This is a genomic window from Sphingomonas sp. PP-F2F-G114-C0414 (genome assembly GCF_003688595.1).
Classification (GTDB): Bacteria; Pseudomonadota; Alphaproteobacteria; order Sphingomonadales; family Sphingomonadaceae; genus Sphingomonas.
Genome location: NZ_RCWT01000010.1, coordinates 388954 through 410449 on the forward strand (window position 1 = coordinate 388954; position 21496 = coordinate 410449).

The following is a 21496-nucleotide window of genomic DNA, read 5'->3' on the forward strand; positions in this document are numbered from 1 at the left end:
CGTTGCACCATGCACGCATCCTTCGCACGATGCGGCGATCGGGTCGACGTTCCCGGCTGAAATCTCCGAATTCCGTCTCGATGTTTACCGGAACGTTCGCGAATGGCCTTAACGAAAGGCCCCACCACGTACGAGAGCCCCAGACGATCTTACCTCTCGCATGAGCGGCCGGATCAGCCCTTGGTGCGCCATCGCCATCGCTGCCGGGCGCTCCATGTTTTCAGATCGACCTTCTCATGGTCGAACGATCGCGCGAATACGCCGTCACGTTGGTCTAGCTCAGACACCGATCCGGACGCGCGCCGCGCGGTATTCGCGTTCGAGGCGGTCGACCCGGTCGGAAACGCTTTCGATTTCGGTGACTGCGCCGATGCCTTGGCCCGAGCCCCAGATGTCGCGCCACGCCTTGGGCTTCGATCCGTTGCCGCCGCCGAAGTCCATCGTCTTGAGATCACCTTCTGGCAGCGCGTCCGGGTCCATGCCCGCAGCGACGATCGAGGCGCGGAGGTAGTTGCCATGCACGCCGGTGAACAGGTTCGAATAGACGATGTCGGACGCTTTGCCCGCGACGATGCCGTCCTTGTACGCCTGGTCCGCATTGGCCTCGGTAGTCGCGATGAACGGCGAGCCGATATAGCCGAAGTCCGCGCCCATCGCCTGTGCCGCCAGCACCGCGTCGCCAGTCGCGATCGAGCCCGACAGCGCGAGCGGACCGTCGAACCACTGGCGGATCTCCTGGATGATCGCGAACGGCGAAAGGCGGCCGGCATGGCCACCCGCACCGGCTGCGACTGCGATTAGGCCGTCTGCACCCTTTTCGATCGCTTTCCGCGCGAACCGGTCGTCGATCACGTCGTGCAGTGTGATGCCGCCCCAGCCGTGCACCGCGGTGTTGAGATCCTCGCGCGCGCCGAGCGAGGTGATGACGATCGGCACCTGCCACTTCGCGCACGTCTCAAGGTCGCTCTCGAGCCGGTCGTTGGATTTGTGGACGATCTGGTTGACTGCGAACGGCGCGGCCGGGCGATCCGGATTCGCGCGGTTGTGCGCGCTAAGTTCCTCGGTGATCCGGTGCAGCCACTCGTCGAGCATCGCCTGCGGGCGCGCATTGAGCGCGGGGAACGAGCCGACGATGCCCGCCTTGCACTGCGCGATCACCAGCTCGGGGCCGGAAATGATGAACAGCGGCGAGCCGATGACGGGCAGGCGCAGGTTTTTTAGAATAGCGGGTACGGTCATGTGGGTTTTCTAGCGCAACCTATTCGCGCGCGCCAGAGCCGCTTTTGCCCTCCACCCCCGCCTACAATGCGGCGGGGTGGAGGGCAGGGTATCAGGCCATCTTGCCGATGACCTTGTCGAGCGTCAGCGGGTATTCGCGGATGCGGACGCCGCATGCGTTGTAGACCGCGTTGGCGATCGCCGCACCGACGCCGCACAGACCGAGCTCGCCGATGCCCTTGGCCTTCATCGGCGAGGACTTCTCGTCGAGTTCGTCCATGAAGAACACGTCCTGCATCGGAATATCGGCGTGCGCGGGCACGTGGTATTCGGCGAGGTCGTGGTTGACGAAATAGCCGAACCGCGTGTCGACGATTGCGTCTTCCATGAGTGCCGCACCTACGCCCATCGTCATCGCGCCGATCACTTGGCTACGCGCCGATTTTGGGTTAAGGATACGGCCCGCGGCGAACGCACCGCTCATCCGGCGGACGCGGATCTCGCCGGTCGCCGGGTCGACGCCAACTTCGACAAAATGCGCGCCGAACGTGGCCTGCGCATAGGTCTTGGTCAGATCGCCGAACTCGATCGTGTCCTCGGCGGAGATGCCGGCATCGCCTGCGGCCTCGGCGAGCGAGACGCTGCGGTTGCCCGACTTCACCTTCCCGTCCTCGAACACGACGTCGGTCGAGTTGAACCCGAGCTTGCGCGCTACCGAGTCGCGCAGTGCCATGCACGCCGCATAGACGCCGGCGGTCGAGCTGTTGCCGCCCCACTGGCCGCCCGAGCCCGACGAGGCCGGGAAGCTGCTGTCGCCGAGCAGGACGACAACCTTGTCCATCGGCACGCCCATCATCTCGGCAACCGTCTGGCCGATGATCGTGTAGCTGCCCGTGCCGATGTCGGTCATGTCGGTGGCGACGGTGACGACGCCCTTCTTGTCGATCCCGACGCGCGCACCCGACTTCATGGTGACGTTGTCGCGGAATGCGGACGCCATGCCCATGCCAACCAGCCAGCGGCCGTCGCGAACTTGCCCGGGGACGGCGTTGCGCTTGTTCCAGCCAAAGCGTTCGGCGCCGGTCTTCAGACAGCCGACTAGGTCGCGTTGCGAGAATTGCCGCGAGGGCTTTTCCGGATCGACCTGCGTGTCGTTGACGATCCGCAACTGGACCGGGTCCATCTTCAGCTTCTCGGCCAGTTCGTCCATCGCCGCTTCCAGCGCGAGCAGGCCGACCGCCTCGCCCGGCGCACGCATCGCGTTGCCCTCGGGGAGATCGAGCACGGCAAGACGCGTCGCGGTCATGCGGTTGGCGCCGGCGTAGAGGAGGCGCGTCGCATTTGGCGCGGTCTCGGGACCACCACCGGGAAGATCGCCCGACCAGCTCTCATGCGCGATCGCGGTGATCTTGCCGTCCTTCTGCGCGCCGATACGGAGTCGCTGGATCGTCGCGGGGCGATGAGTCGTGTTGTTCATCACCTGCGGACGGGCGAGTGCGAGCTTCACCGGACGCCCGCCGATCGCGCGCGAACCGAGCGCCGCCATGACTGCATCACTGCGGACCCACAGCTTCGACCCGAACCCGCCGCCGACATAGGGCGACATCACATGGATGTTTTCCTTGGGCAGGAGCAGCGTCTCGCTCATGTCGCTGACCGCCCAGGCGATCATCTGGTTGGAAGTCCAGAGCGTGAGCTTGCCGTCCTTCCAAGCCGCGGTGGTGGAATGCGGCTCCATCATCATGTGGCTTTGATCGGGCGTGGTGTAGCGCTCGTCGACCTGGACCGCGGCCTTGGCGAACGCGCCTGCGAAGTCGCCGACGGCGGTGTCGGGGTTGCCGCTTTTCGGCTTGGTCGCCGACGCTTTAGAGGCGGCGAGGTCAAAATTGCCCTTGGCCCGCGCGTAGTTGACGCGCAGCAGCTTGGTCGCGGCGCGCGCCTGCTCGAACGTCTCGGCGACGACGACAGCCACGGCCTGGTCGTAATGCTGGACTTCGGGGCCGGCGAGCATCCGTGCGGTGTGGTTCTTCGCCTTGCCGAGCTTGCCGGCGTTTTCATAGGTGACGACCGCGAGCACGCCAGGGGCAGCCTTTGCGTCGGCGGTGTCGATGCTCTCGATGCGGCCCTTGGCGATCGCCGCGCCGACAATGTAACCATAGGCGGCGTTCGGCGCGACATCGTTGCGCTCATAGGCGTAGTGCGCGGTGCCGGTGGTCTTCAGCTTGCCGTCGACGCGGTCGAGCGGCTTGCCGAGGACCTTCATGCGATCGGTCGGGTTCGCCGTGGCGGGGGTATCGAACTTCATGGCGATCAGGCCTTTGCGTCTTCGAACACGGCGCCGATGGTGCGTTCGACCAACGGCAGCTTGAACGCGTTCTGGGAGGTGGTGCGAGCGCCGGCGAGGACCGCCGCTGCGGTCGCCTTGGCGCCATTCGGCATCTGCGCCTCGGCGGCTTCGACACGCCACGGCTTATGCGCGAGGCCCCCGAAGGCGAGGCGGCCGCGTCCACCCGGCTGGATCACTGCAGCAACCGAGATCAGGGCGAACGCGTAGGACGCTCGGTCACGCACCTTCTGGTAGATGTGCGTACCGCCGATCGGCTTGGGCAGCGTCACAGCCGTGATCAGTTCGCCGGGCGCGAGCGACGTCTCGATGTTCGGCGTCGCGCCGGGAAGACGGTGAAAGTCCGCAATCGGGATCGCGCGTGTCTGGCCAGCGGCGTTCACCGTTTCGACGGTAGCGTCGAGCACGCGCATCGCGACGGCCATGTCGCTCGGGTGCGTGGCGATACACGCCTCGCTCGTGCCCATCACGGCCAAGTTGCGGTTGAACCCGCCGATCGCCGCGCAGCCGCTGCCGGGCTGACGCTTATTACATGGCTTGGTCGTGTCGTAGAAATACGGGCATCGCGTGCGCTGGAGCAGATTGCCTGCGGTCGTCGCCTTGTTGCGCAACTGGCCGGAAGCACCGGACACCAGCGCGCGGCTGAGCACGCCGTAATCCTTCCGCACACGCGCATCGGCGGCGAGGTCGGTGTTGCGGACGAGCGCGCCGACGCGCAGCCCGCCCTCAGCGGTCGGCGTGATCTTATCGAGACCGAGGCCGTTGACGTCGATCAGGTGCTGCGGCGTTTCGATCTGGAGCTTCATCAGGTCGAGCAGGTTGGTGCCGCCGGCAATGAACTTCGCACCCGGCGTGCGGACCGCGGCGCTGGCTGCTTCCTTGGCCGAAGTGGCGCGCTCGTAGGTGAAGGCCTTCATGCGCTGCGCTCCGTACCCGCGACATCGTGGATCGCGTCGATGATGTTCGCATAAGCGCCGCAGCGGCAGATGTTGCCGCTCATCCGCTCGCGCAGCTCGTCGGTGGTGACCGCGGGCTTTGCAGCGATGTCGCCGGTGACATGGCTGGGGATGCCCGCCTTGATCTCGCCGAGCGTCGCGACGGCCGAGCAGATCTGGCCGGGGGTGCAATAGCCGCATTGATAGCCGTCATGCTTGACGAATGCCGCCTGCATCGCGTGCAGTTTCTCAGGCGTGCCGAGACCCTCGATCGTCGTGATCTCCTCGCCTTCGTGCATGACGGCGAGCGTCAGACAGCTGTTGATCCGGCGACCCTCGACGATGACCGTGCACGCACCGCATTGGCCATGATCGCAGCCCTTCTTGGTGCCGGTGAGCTTCAAATTTTCGCGCAGTGCGTCCAGCAAGGTGGTGCGCGTGTCGACGGTCAACTTGGTCGTGCGGCCGTTGACGTTGAGCGTCACCGGCATGGTCGGCGGTGCCGATTGCGCGGTGCCCTGCGTTTGAGCCTGCGCGGCGGGTGCCGCTGCGAGCGTAGCCGACGCGACACCACCGGCGATCACGCCACGGCGTGACACCGGAAAACATTCATCCTGATGCATATAAACCCCTGTATATGTTGGCCTAACGGGTGAAGCGCGGCAAAGTTGCGCTACTAGGCATTTGGTTCCGTGAATTTTGCGTCACGGAGGTTTGGGTAGGGCATTGAAATGCGGACAATTTCTTCCGGCGTGTCGGTCCGGCTGTATCATCTAGACGACAGCGGCGAGGGCGGGGCGGCGACGACTCTGTTCTATGGGCCGCTCGGGGAAGCGCTCGCGATTGCCGCACAGCAGGAGGAGGACGTCCAGACGGGGCTGTATCTCACCACCGAGAACGACGTCGTCGCGTATCTTGATCTGGAGGAATAGGACGCCAAGCGACCGACCTCTTATTGCGATGCGCCACCTCGATAGCGCCACCCCGGCGAAGGCCGGGGCCCAATTGGAAAGGTGGCAATAACGGATCGCGATCCACCGTTAGCAACACCGCCCAACTGGGCCCCGGCCTTCGCCGGGGTGGTACTCTTTTCTAGGGGTCGTGTGCGTTTCTCTCGGGTTCGCTTCACGTCCCCGGCGTGAACCCGTCATCCCGATCCGGCGGGGTGGGGGCATGCACTTCGCTACAGATCGAGCGTAGCGCGCCCTTCATCCCCTCCTCGAACGTCGGATGATAGATCGGCAGGTCGAGCACCTCGGTCGCGGTCCAGCCGCTCTGAATTGCCCACGCCATGAGGTGCGCGCTGTGCTCGACGGCCGGCCCTGCCATCGTCGCACCGGTCAGCCGGCCATCGCGACGATCCGCATAGAAGCGTACCACCCCGGCGTTGCACGCCTCGACCTTCGCCCGGCCTTGGTCATCATACGACGCCGTACCGATCACGCTGTCGGCATCACCATCGTCCGCGATCTTGCCGATCACCGCGACGTTGGGGTGCGTGAAGGTGATCGCGAACGGCACGGTGCGCTTTCCCGGCGTCACCTCGGGATAGCTTGCCGCGTTGCGCCCGGCGATCGTTCCCTCCGCCGACGCTTCGTGCAGCACCGCGCGGTCATGATCCGCATCGCCGGCGATGAAGATCGGCGCGGTGCCGCATTGCATCGTCTCGCGGTCAAAATCCGGCATGCCGTGGTCATCGAGCGCAAGGCCCGTCGTCTCCAGCCCGATATCCTTGACCTGAGGCGGCCGTCCCGTCGCGACGAGCAGATAGTCGAAACGTCGTTCGCCCGACGCGGACCCGGTCCAGGCCAGCTTGACGCCGTCGCCGGCGGGCTCGACCGTCAGCTCGACGCCGAGCAGGATCGGCATCTCGCGCGAAAGGATCGCATGATACGCCTCGCCGACATGCGTATCCTTCAGTCCGCCGATCGTCTCGCCGGTATCGAACACCATCGTCTCGACGCCAAGCCGCGCCATCGCCTGTGCAAGCTCGAGCCCCAGCGCGCCCGCACCGATAACACCGAGCGACTCGGGCAGATCCGTCAGTTCGAAGATGCTCTCGTTGGTCAGCACGCGGTCGCGCACCGCGTCGAACATCTCGGGGATCGCAGGGCTCGATCCGGTCGCGATCACCACGGACTTCGCGTGGACCTCGCGGCCGTCGCTCAACGACAGGATCGTCGCACCTGCAAATTTCGCTCGCGCCTTGATCTTCACCTCGTCGGGCAGTTTGTCGATCGACTTTTCGACGCCCGCGACGAATGCATCGCGCTCCTTCCGCACACGCGCCATCACTGCGACGCCATCGACCTTGCCCGACGCCTCGACCCCGAACACCGACGCCTGCTCGACCGCATGCATCGCATTTCCCGCCGCGATCAACAGCTTCGAGGGCATGCATCCCACGCTCGCGCAGGTCGTGCCGCCAAAGCCTTCGTCGATCAGCAGCGTGCTGGCGCCGTTGCGACGCGCGCTGCGTTCGGCGGCGAGGCCGGCGGTCCCGGCACCGATGATCGCCACGTCGCAGGTCAGCTTGGTCATAAGGCTCTCCGTTGCCGGAGAATTCCGGGGGCCGCGACCGAGGAAACCTTCGATGCCACCCAGCCGTTCCGCAGTGCAGCACATTCCTAGTCGAAGGACGCTTATGTTAACGCTCCACCATTTGAACTACTCGCGCTCGATCCGCGTGCTGTGGTTGCTCGAAGAGCTCGGCATCGAATACGACCTCGTCAAATACGAGCGTGACGAGAATTTTCGCGCACCGGCCGCGCTGAAGGCGATCCACCCGCTCGGCAAGGCACCGGTGCTGGTCGACGGCGACCTGACGCTGGCCGAGAGCGCGCCGATCCTGTCGTACATCGACGCGCGTTATGGCGACCGCCGCTTCTCGCCGCCGATCGACAGCGATGCGGCCGCGATCCACGACGAGTGGTTGCAATATGTCGAAAGCTCGGCCGCGCTGCCGATCATGATGACGATGTTCGGGAAGCGGATGGGCGGCCTGCCCGACGGCCTGACCAAGTTCACCGGCCCCGAGGTGACCAAGACGCTCGACTATATCGGCGCAGGCGTCGGCGACGGCCCGTATCTGATGGGCGAGCAGCTGATGCTCGCGGATATCCAGATGTGCTATATGCTGGCGATCGCAGAAAGCACGGGGTTGCTCGTCGAGCATCCGGCCGTCCAGACGTATCTCGATCGGCTCCGTGCCCGCCCGGCCTTCGTTGCCGCTACCGAGATCGGCGGCCCGCTGATGCCCGCCCGTCGCTGATCTCCGGCCCCGACATCCAGGCCGTTCGCCGGGATGTCGGGACCTAAGCTCACCGCGCCTTCAATCGGATCGCTTCGCCACCACCAGGGGCGAGTGGCAGGGTCAAAGTGTCGCCCTTGCGGACGGTCTTCGTCTCGATCGTGATCGAATGCCGCGCATCGGTCTTGTAGTCCGCGTTCGGACCGTCGCGGTAAATCTGCGCGGTGTAGCTTTTACCCGCATCTAAGAAATCGAGCGTGACCGTCAGTGTGCGCGGGTTCTCGTCGGTGACGCTGCCGAGATACCAGTCGTTCGACTTGCGATCCTTCCGTGCGAAGGTGACGTAGTCGCCGACTTCGCCGTTCAGCACGCGCGTGTCGGACCAGTCGGTCGGCACGTCCTTGATGAACTGGAACGCGGCGGGGTACTTCGCGTAGTTCTCGGGCGTATCCGCGGCCATCACGACCGGCGAGTACAGCACGACGTACAGCGCAAGCTGCTTGGCGATCGTCGACAGGATGTCGCTGTTGTCCGACCCCTTGAGGCTCAGCACGCCGGGCGTGAAATCCATCGGCCCTTCGAGCATTCGCGTGAAGGCGAGGTTGGCCTCGTGCTCGGGCGGGTTTTTGCCGGCCCAGCTGTTATATTCCATCCCGCGCGAGCCTTCGCGTGCGATCCAGTTGGGATAGGTGCGGCGCAGGCCGGTGTCCTTGACCGGCTCGTGGCTGTCGATCGCGACCTTGTACTTCGCAGCGGTGGTGACGACGCGGGTATAGTGGTTCACCATCCACTGGCCCTCGTGCCATTCGCGGTGCTGCGAGCCGTCGGGATCGACGCGTTCGATCTGGCCAGCGTCGGTAACGTAGCCGGTCTTGACCGCCGGGATGCCATGATCGCGCGCATAGCCGAACGATCGGTCGAGCTGGCTGTCGTAATGGCTCGCCGAGCCGCCGGTCTCGTTGTGCCCGATCAGGTACACGCCCTTCGCCTTGGCATATTTGGCGAGGACGTTCGCGTCGAAATCGGGGGTCGGTGTGTCGAACTGCATCGCATTGCCGTCGCCGAACCAGTCGCCGTCCCAGCCGACGTTCCAGCCCTCGACCAGTACGCCCGGGATCTTGTTGGCGCTCGCGAAGTCGATGTAGCTTTTCACATGCGCGGTGGTGGCGCCGTGCTGCGGCCCGGTCGCCCAGCTCCATTTGCCGGTGATCATGTTCCACCACACCCCGACGAACTTGCCCGGCTTCACCCAGCTGACGTCGCCGAGCTTGTTCGGCTCGTTGAGGTTCAATTCGAGGTGGCTCATGTACAGGCCAGGCGCATCGTCCGACAGGATCAGCGTCCGCCACGGCGTCGCGAACGGCCCGGTCCGTGTGACCTTCGGCGCGCCGGCGCCGGGGGTGAGGACCGCCTTCAGCGTGTTGCCCTCGACCTTGGCGACGTTCATCCCGGCATAGTCGGTCAGCGCCGCCTCGTGCAGCGCGACATGCGTCCCGCTTGCGAGCTTCATCGTGATCGGCGTGGCGGCGGTGCCGACGCCGGTCAGCGGCGTGCGGTTGTAGAGATACTCCTCGCGGTTCCATTCGAATGCCGGCTTCCACCACGCGGTCGCGTCCTCGGCGAACGCGAACTGGGTCAGCTCGTCGGCGATGTTGATCGTCTTGAAGTTCGGCTGCTGCGGAAATTCATAGCGGAAGCCGACGCCGTCATCCTGCAGACGGAACACGACATCGATCGCGCGCTTGAGGCGATCGGTCTCGACCAGGCGGACGCGCATCTCGGTGTGGTTGTCGCGGATCGACTTCCACTCGCCCCAGGGCTGCGTCCAGGTCGAGTCCGCCTTGTTCCGTGCGATGCTCTCGATCTTGAGGTGGCGATCGAACTTCGGCGCGTCGGTGAACAGGAAGCCGAGCCGCGACGGGCTGACGATCAACTCGCCCTTGCGGGTGATGCTGTAGCTCGCCTTGCCCTCGCCGTCGGTCGCCACGGTGACGACGATGCTGCCGTCGGGCGAGGTCGCGATCGCGTTCGGGATCGTCGGCGCCGGCTGCGGCTTGATCGTCTCGTTGGAGGTCGGGGCGGGGGCAGCGTCCTGCGCAAAGGCTGGCGTTGCGATCAGCGCGGCGGAGAGCAGAAGGAGGGTCTTCATGATCAAGCGATCCTTTCGGCGACGAGTGCCGCGTATGAGCCGAGGGTCCAGCCCTCTACAATGTTGACGGTATCGCGCACGCGCCAGCCGTCGGGCTGGGCAGGGCGCCATTCGGTGGGGTCGGCGGTCATGTTGAACACGCAGAGCATCGTCTCGCCATCGGCATGACGTTCGAACGCGAGCACGGAGGAGGAGACCTCGACCAAAGTCAGGTCGCCGATCGCGAGCGCCGGGCTTGCCTTACGCAGCGCGAGCAGGCGACGCGTGAAGTGGAGCAGCGAGTCCGGGTCGCCTTCCTGACGATCGACTGCGAGCGCAGCATGATCGCCGCCGACCGGCAGCCACGGCGTCGCCTCCGAGAAGCCGGCGTTGCGCGCGTCGGCGATCCACGGCATCGGCGTCCGTGCTCCGTCGCGTGACAGAGTCAGCGGCCAGTTGGCGATCGCTTCGGGATCCTGGAGCAGGTCGAACGGCACCTCGACCTGCGTCAGGCCGAGTTCCTCGCCGTAATACAGGAAGATATTTCCGCGCAGGCAGACGAGCAGCAGCATCTTCATCCGCGCGAACGCGTCGCGGTTGCCGATGTCGACCCAACGCGAGACGGCGCGCGGCGCGTCGTGGTTCTCGAACGCCCAGCTTGGCCAGCCGAGATCGGCATCGGCAGGCCAAAGCAGGATCGCGTCCGCCACCGTCTTCGGATCGAGCGCGGACGCGTAGAGGAAGTCGAAGCCGTACGCGCTGTTCAGCCTGGTGTTGCCCCGCGTGAACAGCTTCATCTCGCGGTCGCTGTCCGCGCCGCCGACTTCGGCCACGGTGAAGCGATCGCCGTAGCCGTCGATCAGCCGTCGCAGCCGTTCGAGGAACAGCGGGATGTCCGGATGGCTCTGGTTGTGGACGTGCGCCTGATAGTCGAACGGCCGGGTCTTCAGGCTATTGTCGCTCGCCGGCGGGTTATCCGTCAGCGCCGGATCGTGCATCGTGAAGTTGATCGCATCGAGGCGGAAGCCGTCGACGCCGCGATCGAGCCAGAATTTCGCGGTGTCGACGATCTCGTCCTGCACGTCGGCGTCGTGGACGTGGAGCTGCGGCTGCTCCTTCAGGAAATTGTGCAGGTAATATTGCCGGCGGCGCGCGTCCCACGTCCAGGCGGGGCCGCCGAACACCGACTGCCAGTTCGACGGCGGGCTGCCATCGGGCTTGGCATCGGCCCAGACGTACCAGTTCGCCTTGGGGTTGGTGCGCGACGAGCGGCTCTCGACGAACCAGGGGTGCTCGTCCGAGGTGTGGCTGTAGACCTGGTCGATGATGATCTTGAGTCCGAGCGCGTGGGCGCGGGCGATCAGCGCGTCGAAATCGGCGAGCGTGCCAAAGATCGGGTCGACATCGCGGTAGTTCGCAACGTCGTAGCCGAAATCCTTCATCGGCGATGTGAAGAAGGGCGACAGCCATACCGCGTCGACGCCGAGGCTGGCGACATAGTCGAGATGCCGGGTGATGCCGGGCAGGTCGCCGATCCCGTCGTCGTTCGAATCCGCGAAACTACGCGGATAGATCTGGTAGATCGTCGCACCCTTCCACCACGGGCGGTCCTTGGCGTGGTGATCGGCGGTAGCCGGCAACAAAGCAGTGTCAGGCATCAACGAACCTCGGCGGCGCAGACTGCATAGCCGAACGCAGGCAGCGTCATCATGACACTGCCGGGGGCGGCCGCGCGGGGTGCGCAGGTGCCAGCGAGCGTGGTGAAACGGGTCGACCCGGTCTCGACCTGCACCGGCTGCGTGAGCGGCTTGGCAGACGTGTTGAACGCCAGCAGGATTTCCGCGCCGGTGGTCGGATCGAAGCGCGAGACCGCGAGCAGGCCCGGCGTTTCGCTCCGGCTGCGGATCAGCGTGCGACCGCGCGTCAGGGCGGGGTGCGTGATGCGGACCTTCGACAGGTCCGCGATCTCGCGAAACAGCGGGTTCGTCTCGCCGAAGCTTTCGGTCGCGGTGGTCTTGGTCGTGCCGAGCAGGCGGTTGTCGTTGTAGACCGCGACCTTCGACGCGAACATGTCCTCGCGGGCGTCCTGGTCGTTGCCGTCGCCGACGAAACCCTGTTCGTCGCCCGAATAGATCGTCGGCACGCCGCGCAGCGTCAGCAGCATCGCATTCGACAGGAGGACGCGCTTGAGCACCTCGTCGTCGGACGCCTGCGGAAACGCTTTCCGCACGAACGTGGCAAAGCGGCCGTCGTCGTGATTGCCGGTGAACGTCGGCAGGATCGCCGCAGTGTCGCCCCCCTTCGCGTAGAGCACGTCGCCGTCGAGCAACGCCTCGAACGCGTCGGTCCCACGCGTACCGGCGACGGTCTCCACCACCGTCTGGCGGAACGCGAAGTCGAGCACCGCGGGCAGCTTGTCGACGATGGTATGCTGCGCGAGGACCGCGGGGCGGATCTCGTGATCGGAGACCTCGCCGAAGATGTGGAAGTTGGGGATGCCGTTCGCCTGCGCGCGCGTCAGCATCGCCGGGATGAACTGCGCCCAGAATTCGGGGTTCACGTGACGCGCGGTATCGATCCGGAAACCGTCGACCTTGAACCGGTCGATCCACGATCCGAAGATGTCGATCATCCCGCTGACGACGCGCGGGTTCTCGGTCATGACGTCGTCGAGACCCGAGAAGTCGCCCATCGTCGAGCTCTCGTTCGTGAAGGTCGAGTCACCGCGGTTGTGGTAGTAGATCGGGTCGTTGAGCCATGCCGGCACCTTCACCGTCCGCTCGGCGGCGGGCACGTAGGGCGTGTAGGCGTAGGTCGTATCGGTGAGCTTGGCGAAGTTCGCCGCTGTCTCGACGCCGTCGCCGACGAACCCGCCGTTGATCGCCTTGCCGCCGAGACCGCCCTTGCGCTGGTACGGATACGCCGCGCGGTCGCGATACGGGCAGGGCACGCCGACCGAGCATTCGCGGTACTGGATCACGTCGGCGGTGTGGTTGATGATGATGTCCATCTACACCTTCATCCCGCGCGCGTGCGCGGCGTCGACGAACGCGATCATGTCGGCGTTCGTGCCGAGATGCGGGTCGACCTGCGTGAAGTCGGTGATCCAGTAGCCGTGATAGCCCGCCGACTCGTGGCCCGGCGCACCCTGCACCGCCTTGTTCTTGAAGATCGGCCCGAGCCAGATGGCGGTCGCGCCGAGATGCTGGATATAGTCGAGCCGCCTGGTCAGCCCCTTCAGGTCGCCGCCGTGATAGAAGCCCTTCGCGGTCGGATCATAGCCGGTCTTGAGCCGATCGCCGGCGATCCCACCGCGATCGTTGCTTGGATCGGCGTTCTCGAACCGGTCGGGCAGGACGAAGTAGATCACCTCGTCCTGCGGCAGGCGCGCGCGATAGTCGGTTTTCGCACTTTGCGCCGCCGCAGGTATCGCGGTGGCGCACAGCAGCGCGGAGAGGATCAGCGACTTGATCATGGAGCGTCCTTTTGCGGGGATGTCGGTACTGCCCCATGATCGACGCGCGCTTCACCCGAACTCGAGCGAAGCGCGCGACGATCGGCCGGATCAGAACTTGAAGGTGGCGCCGGCGAGGAAGCGGCGGCCATATTTCTGATAGTCGATGATCTCGTTCGTGTTGGTGCCGTTGATCGTCGTGAACGGCTCGTTGGTCAGGTTCTGGCCCTGCACGTAGAGCGAGACGCCCTTCAGCATGCCCGCGGAGATGTCGTAGCCGAGCTGGCCGTCGATGATCATCTCACCCGCCGCGCGACGCCGAACCAGGTTCGCACCGAAGCCCGACAGCTCGCCGACGAAAGTCGACCGATAGCGCAGGCTGCCGCGCGCCGAGAAACCCCATTTCTCGAAATAGGCGGTGCCGTTGGCGACCCAGCGCGAATAGCCCGGGATATCTTCCGCGCGACCGCCCGGCGTCGGGACGATCTCGGTCTTGGTGTAGGACCCACCACCGGTCAGCCCGAAGCCGTCGAGCGCGGAGACGATCTCACCGATCGGCAGTGTGCCGGCCAGCTCGACGCCGTAGATGTTGCCGCCAACGCCGTTGATGGGAACGGTCGCGGTCCCGATCGTCGGAACGGCGCCGGGTGCGTTCGACGGCAGCGGATAGCCCGCGTAATCGAAGCCGGGGTTCGCGATGGTATACACGAAGCTTTTCAGCTGCTTGTAGAAGCCCTGTACCGCCAGATACCCGCGGTTGCCGAAATATTTCTCGACCGTGACGTCGTACGAGTTCGAGCGGATCGGACGCAGATACGGGTTGCCGCCGGTGCCGGTCAGGATGCCCTGCGCGGCGTCATAGCCGTAGGCCAGTGCGACGCGCATATCGTCGAGGCGCGGACGCTGCATCTGGCGCGCCGCGGCCGCGCGGATCACGATATCGCTCGGGAAGCGCAGCGCCAGGTTCACGCTCGGCAGGATGTCGATATATTCAGCGCCGCGCGTGACCGGGATCAACCCGCCGTTGGCGACGACGTTGCCCGACGACTTCTGATTGGTGAAAACCCCCTGCACACCGGCGTTGCCGGTCAGTTCGGCCGATCCGATCGACTGCTTGATGTTCGCCTGCAGGTACGAGGTCATGATCCGTTCCTGGATCGAATAGCCCTTGGCGACGACGTCGAGATTGTTGTTGTTCGACGACAGCCGGTACACGCCGGCATCGAGCAGCGCAGTCGGATCGTAGCTCAGGATCGGGCCGAGCCCCAGATACGCCAGGTTGGTCGGCTTCAGCTGATACTGCGTCGGCAACGTCTGCTCCAACGCGCCGTTCGCCAGCTGCACGAGCGCCTCGTTCGGCGTCAGCGACTTGTTGCGATCGGTGTAGTTCAGGCCGAACTTGACGCTCGAGATCGGGCTGTCGAGTTCGCGCTCGATCTCGACGCGGTACTGCTTCAGGTCGTCGACGATGTGGCGGTCATTGTAATAGCCGGCCTGCACGTTCGCGCCGCCCCAGCCGAGCGGATCGGTCAGCCTGATGAGGCCCGGATCGGAATAGTTCAGCGTCGGGCTGAAGGCTGTCCCGGTGCTGCCCGAGGTGAAGCCGATCGTGTCCTGCGCGCCGACGCCCTGGCCGTAGCCTGTGCCCGAATAGGTTTCGAGCACGGTCTCGTCGCGGGTCGTGCGCGACAGGCTCAGATCGATCTGCGCGTTCCAGCCATCATCGCCTTCGTACCGGCCGTTATAGCCGAACGAATAGAGCTTGGCCTTGCGCTCGAAACTGTCGTTGCGGACGACACCCTCGACGCCGCGGAACGATCCGTTGGTGACCAGCCCGTTGGTGACCGTCGTTACCGTGGGGATCGTCGTCGCTGCGCCGAACCCGAGCGGTAGTTCGATGCCGCGCTTGATCTGGTCGTCGTTGAAGTCGGAGTAGAAGCCGTCGAGCGTAGCGGTGAACTCGGGCACCGGCTTCCATTCCACCGTGCCCTGCAACCCGAGGCGCTTCAGGTTGGTCGAGGTCACGTAGGACTTGGAGCCGCCGATGATGTCGACGGGCTGATTGTTGAAGGTGCCGCCGGCATAACCCCAGGCGTTGAACTCCTGAATCTGGTACGGCTCGTCGAGATACGAAGCGGACAGCGCGACGCCGAGCGTGTCGTTGAAGAACTGATCGACGTACGTGCCGGTGACGCGGTAGCCCTTGTCCTTCGAGCCCGCGTTGAGCTTGCCGATATCGGCGTAGGTGCCGCGGCCGCCGACCGAGATCACGCGCTTGCCGTATTCGATCGGGCGGATCGTGCGAAGGTCGACGGTGCCCGACAGGCCCTGGCCGATCAGCGAGGCGTTGGCGGTCTTGTAGACCAGCACCTGGTTGATGACCTCGGCGGGGTATTGATCATATTCGACCGCGCGGTTGTCGCCGGTCGACGTCTGCTCGCGACCGTTCAGCAGCGTGGTCGAGAAGTCGGGCGAGAACCCGCGGATCGAGATGCTGTTCGAGCGGCCGTTGACGCGCTGCGAGGTGAGGCCGGGCAGGCGGGCGATCGACTCCGCGATCGACGCGTCGGGCAGCTTGCCAATGTCTTCCGCCGAGATCGATTCGACGACCTGATCGCGCGACTTCTTTTCGGCGACGGCGTTTTCGAGGCTCCGACGGAAACCGGTGACGACGATTGCCGCATCTTCAGGCGTCCCGCCCGCATCCTGCACGGCGCCCGATACGGCCTGGGCGGTCGCTTCGTTCTGCGCCGGGGTTACGTCACCGGTTACGGCAGCGTTGTCGGCGCGGCGCTGCGCGACACCGGGTGCCTCGTTGGGATTGGCGGCGGTCGACGAACTTGCGGCCGGGTCGGGGATCTTGGTCCCGGCGTTCACGTCCTGCGCGAACGCGGTACCGGCGAACAATATCGCCGCGCCGAGCGACGCGCTGCTGGCCGAAAGCTTCAGGATGGCGCGTGCGGCTGTAGCCGACGCACGAGTGCGAGCCGTCATGGTATTCCTCCCCTGGTCCCGGTTGGCGTCTTCGAGCGCATCGGGTATGTAACTGTACCGTCATTGGAATTTTGTCCGGTCGAAGGGAAGCCGACTACATACGTATTCAATACGGCCGTTGCGGACGTGTTGCCCTCGCGCCACATGTTCGATGGGGTTGGGGGTGAAATGGACTGGCGTTGACGGCGCGTGCGTTCTGCGCTGTGTCTTGCCGGTACCGCCCGCCGACCGAGCGAGCACACCGAGGATGCCCGTCACGTGACCGCCCAGCGAAAGCTTCATGGCAAGCCGACATCGTTCGACATCGCGCAGCTCGCGGGCGTGTCGCAACCGACGGTGTCGCGTGCGTTGCGCGGCAGCCCCAGCGTCAACCCCGCGACCCGGCAGCGGATCGAGGCGATCGCCCGGCAACTGAACTATACCGTCGATCGAAGCGCCTCGAACCTGCGCAGCGGCATGACGCGGACGCTCGCGCTGCTGCTGTTCCGCGATCCGGCGCCCGACGAGACCGTCGTGAACCCGTTCTTCCTCGGCATGCTCGGATCGACGATGGGGGCGTGCGCCGAACACGGCTACGACCTGCTCGTGTCGTTCCAGCAATTTTCGAGCGACTGGCACATGGATTACGAGGACAGCCACCGCGCGGACGGGCTGATCCTGCTGGGCTACGGCGATTACGCCGATTACGAAGCGCGACTGGTGCAACTGGTCGAGCAGGGCACGCACTTCATTCGCTGGGGATCGGTGCGGCCGGGGCAGCCCGGGCTGACGATCGGCTGCGATAATGTTGCGGGGGGCGCCGCGGCGGCGCGCCATCTGATCGAGCGCGGTCGGCGGAGGATCGCCTTTCTCGGCAGCGCGACCGATCATTATCCCGAGTTCAACGACCGTTACCGGGGCTATGTCGCGGCACTGGGCGAGCATGGCCTGAAGGTCGATCCGCGGCTTCAGGTCGAGGCGATCTCGACCGAGGACGACGGCACGCGGGCGGCGCGCGAACTCCTGCAACGCGGCGTCGCGTTCGATGCGATCGTCGCGGCCAGCGACCTGATCGCGCTGGCGGCGATGCGCGTGCTGGCGGGGGCGGGACTGAACGTGCCGTACGACGTCGCGATCGTCGGGTTCGACGATATCCCCGCCGCCGGCCTCGCCAACCCGCCGCTCACCACGGTCGCACAGGATACCGGGCTTGCGGGGCGTCGGCTGGTCGAGATGCTGCTCGCGCGGATTGGCGATCGTCCGGTCGCCAGCACCGTGCTGCCGACCCAACTCGTGATCCGGCGGTCGTCGGGCGAAGGACCCAACTGAATGTCGACGGCTGCAAGGCAAAAGCCACGCCAGGGGTTCTGGGGCCTGTGGAACATCTCGTTCGGGTTCTTCGGAATCCAGATTGGCTTCGCGCTCCAGAACGCGAACGTCAGCCGGATCTTCCAGTCGCTGGGGACGGCGGTCGACGACCTCGCCTTCCTGTGGATCGCCGCGCCGCTGACCGGGCTGCTCGTCCAGCCGGTGATCGGGCATTACAGCGACCGGACCTGGGGGCGGCTCGGACGCCGGCGGCCGTATTTCCTGGCAGGCGCGACGCTCGCGACGATCGCGCTGCTGGCGATGCCGAACGCGCCGGTGCTGTGGGTGGCCGCCGTCTTGCTGTGGATGCTCGACGGCTCGCTGAACGTCGCGATGGAACCGTTCCGCGCGTTCGTCGGCGACATGCTCGGCAGCCGCCAGCGGACCGCCGGGTTCGCGTTCCAGACCGGTTTCATCGGCGCGGGCGCGGTGATCGGCAGCCTTGCGCCGATCATCCTGACCGACGTGTTCCAGGTCGCCAATACCGCGCCGGCGGGCGGCATCCCGCTGTCGGTGCAATACGGCTTCTACATCGGCGCGCTGGCGTTGTTCTTCGCGGTGCTCTGGACCGTGCTGACGACCCGCGAATATTCACCGGCGCAGATGGCCGCGTTCGACGACGAAGGTGAGGTCGCGCCCCGCGACACGATCGGCCGGTCCAGCGCGAAGCTCGCGCCCGTCTGGATCGCGTTAGGCGCCATCGTGATTGCGGCTGTGGCTAAGTTCGGGCTCGACAAGCCGGTCTATCTGCTCGGCGGCGGGCTCATCGCGTTTGGCGCCGCGTTGCTGGTCAGCGCGGCGCTCGTCCGGTCGGGCAGGGAGTCCAACGTTCTCAGCCAGATCGTCGGCGATCTCGGCACCATGCCGGCGACGATGAAGCAACTCGCACTCGTCCAGTTCTTCACCTGGTCGGCGCTGTTCATCATGTGGATCTACACCACGCCGATCGTCACGCAGCACGTGTTCGGGACGACCGACACCACCAGCGCCGCCTATAACGAGGGCGCGAACTGGGTCGGGGTGCTGTTTGCGGTTTACAACGGCGTGGCGACGCTGTGGGCATTCGTGATGCCGTCGTTGGCAGCGCGGATCGGCCGACGCGACGCGCATATCCTCGCGTTGCTGAGCGGCGCGGCGGGGTTCGCGTCGTTCCTGTTCGTCCATGACGCGCATCTGCTGATCGGATCGATGGTGCTGATCGGGATCGCCTGGTCGTCGATCCTGACGATGCCCTACGCGATCCTGTCCAACGCGTTGCCGCAGCCGAAGCTCGGCGTGTACATGGGGCTGTTCAACATCTTCATCGTGTTGCCCCAGCTGATCGTGTCGTCGGTGATGGGGCAGGTGGTCCGCACGTTCTTTCCCGGCGATGCGGTCTGGGCGATGCTGATCGCTGCGGGCGTGATGGGCGTGGCGGCGCTGGCGATGCTGCGAGTGCCGCGGAACGCCTGACGCCCTCCGTGATGCTGGGCCTGTTCCCGCATCCACTGTTCCGCGGGCTCACTGGCCGATGGATGCGCGGAATGGTGGACCCCGGCACTAGTCCGGGGCGACGGGATGCTAGCCGCCGAAGCTCCGCCCGCCGAAACCGCCCCCGAACCCGCCGCGCGAGATCACCGAACTGCGTGACTGGACGCGGGCGGGGGCTCTGGCAGTGGTCGGCGTGAACGCATCCGAGCCTACGCGCGTCCGGCCGGTGACATAGTCGCGGTTGATGCGGCCACCCGCACCACCATAATAATTGCCGTCGCGATCCCGGTACATCGGCGCACCGCGCGCGCCGAAACCGCCGTTGAGCGCCTGCCCTACCAGGAAGCCGGTCAGCAACGGTGTGAAGAAGCTTTCGCCATTGCCGTTGTTGCGTGGTTCGCACTGCGCGGCGCCATATTGCTCCTCGCACGTCTGGCGATCCTCGAACCGAGGTCCGGTCTTGGCGGCGTCGGCCTTGGCCTGCTCGAACGCGGTGTCGCACTGGACTGCCGACAACGCACCTGCCGCGCGGCACTCCTGCACCGACGCATAGCTCTGCGCCTCGACGGGCTTGCCGCCGACATCGCCGTCGCACGCGGTCAGCGAGATGCCCGATCCTGCGATCAGGCTGGTGAGGACGATCGATCTGGAACGCTTCATCGCTATGCCTCTCAGTTCGTCATGCAGGCGGCGTTGAGGATGCCGACGCACAGCGAGATGCTGCCCATATAGGTCGCCGCCGCGATTTCGCCGCGGACGATCCGGTCGTTGAAGTCGCGCATCACGAAATGCTGGACCACCAGGAACGTCACGATCTGGATCACGCCCGCCAGCAACGCCCACACCGCGAACTCGACCAGCGAAACCGTATGTGTGAGCGCGGACGCGAGTGGCAGGACATAGCCGAGCAGCGCTGCACCCAGCGTGATCGCCGCAGCGGTGTTGCCTTCGCGGATCAGCGACTTTTCATGATACGGCGTCGCGACCTGATAGACGATCTTAAACACGATCGTGAACGCCCCGGCTGCGACGAACGCGATCAGGAAGGCGAGCGCACTGGCGCCGAAGCTGTATTGGTCGATCATGCTGGTTCCCCCGAAGCCCTTAGCGGCAGACGCTAGGCGCGGAACTCGCCGAGTTCCAGTGCCACGCCGAGCATGATCTCGAACGAGACGTCGCCGGACTCGGTCTCCATGTCGATCGCGAGCAGTAATTCGCGGCCGTCGTCGCCCGGCAGGTCGCGGCTGAACAGCATGCAGGTCTGGAAGATGCGGCGATCGACGATCCCGTCGCGGTCGTCGTGCAGTTCCTCCCAGAACGTCACGGGCTCCTGCTCGCTCGCTTCGGGGCCGAACCATGCGCGGCTGTATTCGGGCAGTCCCTCGGCGGTGAAGGTGCGTGCCTTGAGCCGGCTTTTCCACGCTGGGCGCTCGGCGGCGGACGACGGGTAGCTGCTGTCCCAAGGTGCGAACAGCGTGACATCGGTGACGTCCTGCCCATCGCGGTCGTTCGACACCGCCTGGAACATGATGTCGTCGTCGGTGTAGAACCGGTGGACGAAGCCGCCCTCGTTGAGGTCGATCAGCCCCTGCGCGACGATCACCAGCGTATCGCGGTCGAACGGGAACAGAAGTTCAGACCCGAACCGGCGCCATGCAAGGGGATCGACGGTCACCGTCCGCCCCAGCGTGACGTTGCGGACGACGGGCAGGGCGTTGCCGTCAAGCGCTGGCTTGCGGCCGAACAGGCGATCGAACATGCAATCCTCGCGTGTGTGTGGTTGGCGTGCCTCTTAGGGCAAAGCGCGAGCCGTCGCAAAGCGCCATTGGCGTGCCTCTCGTGCGCGCCTATGTGTCTCCGCGAGCGACAAGCACGGGAGTTCTTGCATTGACCGACATCTGGACCGTCCGCTGCCTCAAGGCAGCGCTCGACACGTCCGAGCCTGCGAAAGCCGGCGAGTTTTCCGCGCGGATCCTGGAGGGTGCGGACCCGGTGCTGCTGGTGACGATGCACCACCACGGCGACCTCGAACTGTTCGTCAACGTCAGCGACGCTCAGATCGCTGCCTCGACGCTGTTGTGGCCATGCGACGAACAGGAGGATCCTTTGGCATTCAACACCTTCCTGCTGAAGTCGCAGAAGCTGGTGCCGCTGTCGAACTTCGGGATCGGTACGGTCGATGGCCGTGATTATTACGAGTTGTTCGGCGAACTCGCGACGTCGAGCCCGCTCGATACCGTGATCATCGAACTGCGCACGCTTGCCGAGAATGCGATCGATGCGGCCACCGATCTGCGCCACGCGCAGATCCCGGTTGCCTGAAATCATCGCCTGATTTAGATACAAACGGAGAGAC

The 21496-nt window shown here is 65.4% G+C and carries 16 protein-coding genes and 1 pseudogene; 5 read left to right on the forward strand and 12 right to left on the reverse strand.

Translation table 11 applies throughout. The annotated features are described in order from the left end of the window. Window positions 1-279: 279 nt before the first annotated feature. From C8J47_RS06760 to paoA, 4 genes are all read right to left on the reverse strand, one after another. Window positions 280-1239 carry a nitronate monooxygenase family protein gene (locus C8J47_RS06760; protein ID WP_121885007.1) on the reverse strand — a complete coding sequence of 320 codons (960 nt, stop codon included), beginning with the start codon at window positions 1237-1239 and terminating at the stop codon, window positions 280-282. Between the two features lie 91 nt (window positions 1240-1330). Next, entirely contained in the window at window positions 1331-3523 is a 2193-nt protein-coding gene (gene paoC / locus C8J47_RS06765; RefSeq protein ID WP_121885008.1) for an aldehyde oxidoreductase molybdenum-binding subunit PaoC, read from the reverse strand. A gap of 5 nt (window positions 3524-3528) precedes the next feature. Continuing rightward, window positions 3529-4479, reverse strand: coding sequence for a xanthine dehydrogenase family protein subunit M (locus C8J47_RS06770; protein ID WP_121885009.1), 951 nt, complete (start codon window positions 4477-4479; stop codon window positions 3529-3531). Next, window positions 4476-5120 carry an aldehyde dehydrogenase iron-sulfur subunit PaoA gene (gene paoA, locus C8J47_RS06775; protein ID WP_121885010.1) on the reverse strand — a complete coding sequence of 215 codons (645 nt, stop codon included), beginning with the start codon at window positions 5118-5120 and terminating at the stop codon, window positions 4476-4478. The genes C8J47_RS06770 and paoA overlap by 4 nt, the downstream gene beginning before the upstream one ends. Before the next feature lie 108 nt (window positions 5121-5228). Here paoA and C8J47_RS06780 point away from each other — a divergent pair, with 108 nt between their 5' ends. Further along, on the forward strand, window positions 5229-5429 hold the full coding sequence (locus tag C8J47_RS06780) for a hypothetical protein (RefSeq protein WP_121885011.1): 201 nt from the start codon (window positions 5229-5231) through the stop codon (window positions 5427-5429). A 193-nt stretch (window positions 5430-5622) separates the two neighbouring features. Here the strand turns inward: C8J47_RS06780 and C8J47_RS06785 are convergent, their stop codons facing one another. Continuing rightward, window positions 5623-7038: a dihydrolipoyl dehydrogenase gene (locus tag C8J47_RS06785; RefSeq protein WP_121885012.1), complete on the reverse strand. Its 1416-nt coding sequence runs from the start codon at window positions 7036-7038 to the stop codon at window positions 5623-5625. Between the two features lie 103 nt (window positions 7039-7141). On the opposite strand from C8J47_RS06785, the gene C8J47_RS06790 reads away from it, so the two are divergent. Further along, a complete protein-coding gene (locus C8J47_RS06790; protein WP_121885013.1) occupies window positions 7142-7768 on the forward strand; it encodes a glutathione S-transferase family protein in 627 nt (208 codons plus the stop codon). Window positions 7769-7817: 49 nt separating this feature from the next. Here C8J47_RS06790 and C8J47_RS06795 read toward each other — a convergent pair whose 3' ends face one another. The 4 genes and pseudogenes from C8J47_RS06795 to C8J47_RS06810 all read right to left on the reverse strand — a co-directional run bounded on the left by C8J47_RS06795 (window position 7818) and on the right by C8J47_RS06810 (window position 16323). Further along, window positions 7818-9896, reverse strand: a complete 2079-nt coding sequence (locus C8J47_RS06795) for a glycoside hydrolase family 97 protein (RefSeq protein ID WP_121885014.1) — start codon at window positions 9894-9896, stop codon at window positions 7818-7820. Window positions 9897-9898: 2 nt separating this feature from the next. Beyond that, the gene (locus tag C8J47_RS06800; protein ID WP_121885015.1) at window positions 9899-11533 is read right to left on the reverse strand and encodes an alpha-glucosidase family protein; all 1635 of its coding nucleotides are present in this window, start codon (window positions 11531-11533) and stop codon (window positions 9899-9901) included. Then, window positions 11533-13350 (reverse strand): annotated as a pseudogene (locus C8J47_RS06805) (alpha-amylase family glycosyl hydrolase). Before C8J47_RS06805 ends, C8J47_RS06800 begins: the two are co-directional and overlap by 1 nt. A gap of 90 nt (window positions 13351-13440) precedes the next feature. Beyond that, window positions 13441-16323 carry a TonB-dependent receptor gene (locus C8J47_RS06810; RefSeq protein ID WP_121885016.1) on the reverse strand — a complete coding sequence of 961 codons (2883 nt, stop codon included), beginning with the start codon at window positions 16321-16323 and terminating at the stop codon, window positions 13441-13443. 258 nt (window positions 16324-16581) lie between these two features. Here C8J47_RS06810 and C8J47_RS06815 point away from each other — a divergent pair, with 258 nt between their 5' ends. Together C8J47_RS06815 and C8J47_RS06820 are read left to right on the forward strand one after the other, a co-directional pair. After that, window positions 16582-17631, forward strand: a complete 1050-nt coding sequence (locus tag C8J47_RS06815; protein ID WP_121885017.1) for a LacI family DNA-binding transcriptional regulator — start codon at window positions 16582-16584, stop codon at window positions 17629-17631. Next, window positions 17632-19122, forward strand: a complete 1491-nt coding sequence (locus C8J47_RS06820; RefSeq protein WP_121885018.1) for an MFS transporter — start codon at window positions 17632-17634, stop codon at window positions 19120-19122. A 108-nt stretch (window positions 19123-19230) separates the two neighbouring features. Here C8J47_RS06820 and C8J47_RS06825 read toward each other — a convergent pair whose 3' ends face one another. Genes C8J47_RS06825 through C8J47_RS06835 form a run of 3 tightly spaced genes read right to left on the reverse strand, consistent with a single transcriptional unit; the run spans window position 19231 to window position 20899 of the window. After that, window positions 19231-19800 carry a DUF1190 domain-containing protein gene (locus tag C8J47_RS06825; protein ID WP_121885019.1) on the reverse strand — a complete coding sequence of 190 codons (570 nt, stop codon included), beginning with the start codon at window positions 19798-19800 and terminating at the stop codon, window positions 19231-19233. A gap of 11 nt (window positions 19801-19811) precedes the next feature. After that, complete coding sequence (locus tag C8J47_RS06830; RefSeq protein WP_056049217.1) at window positions 19812-20225, reverse strand: DUF350 domain-containing protein; 414 nt, start codon at window positions 20223-20225, stop codon at window positions 19812-19814. Window positions 20226-20257: 32 nt separating this feature from the next. Then, on the reverse strand, window positions 20258-20899 hold the full coding sequence (locus tag C8J47_RS06835) for a DUF2491 family protein (RefSeq protein ID WP_056481639.1): 642 nt from the start codon (window positions 20897-20899) through the stop codon (window positions 20258-20260). A 128-nt stretch (window positions 20900-21027) separates the two neighbouring features. Between C8J47_RS06835 and C8J47_RS06840 the strand changes: the two genes are divergently transcribed. Beyond that, window positions 21028-21462 carry a YjfI family protein gene (locus C8J47_RS06840; RefSeq protein WP_121885020.1) on the forward strand — a complete coding sequence of 145 codons (435 nt, stop codon included), beginning with the start codon at window positions 21028-21030 and terminating at the stop codon, window positions 21460-21462. Window positions 21463-21496: the final 34 nt, after the last annotated feature.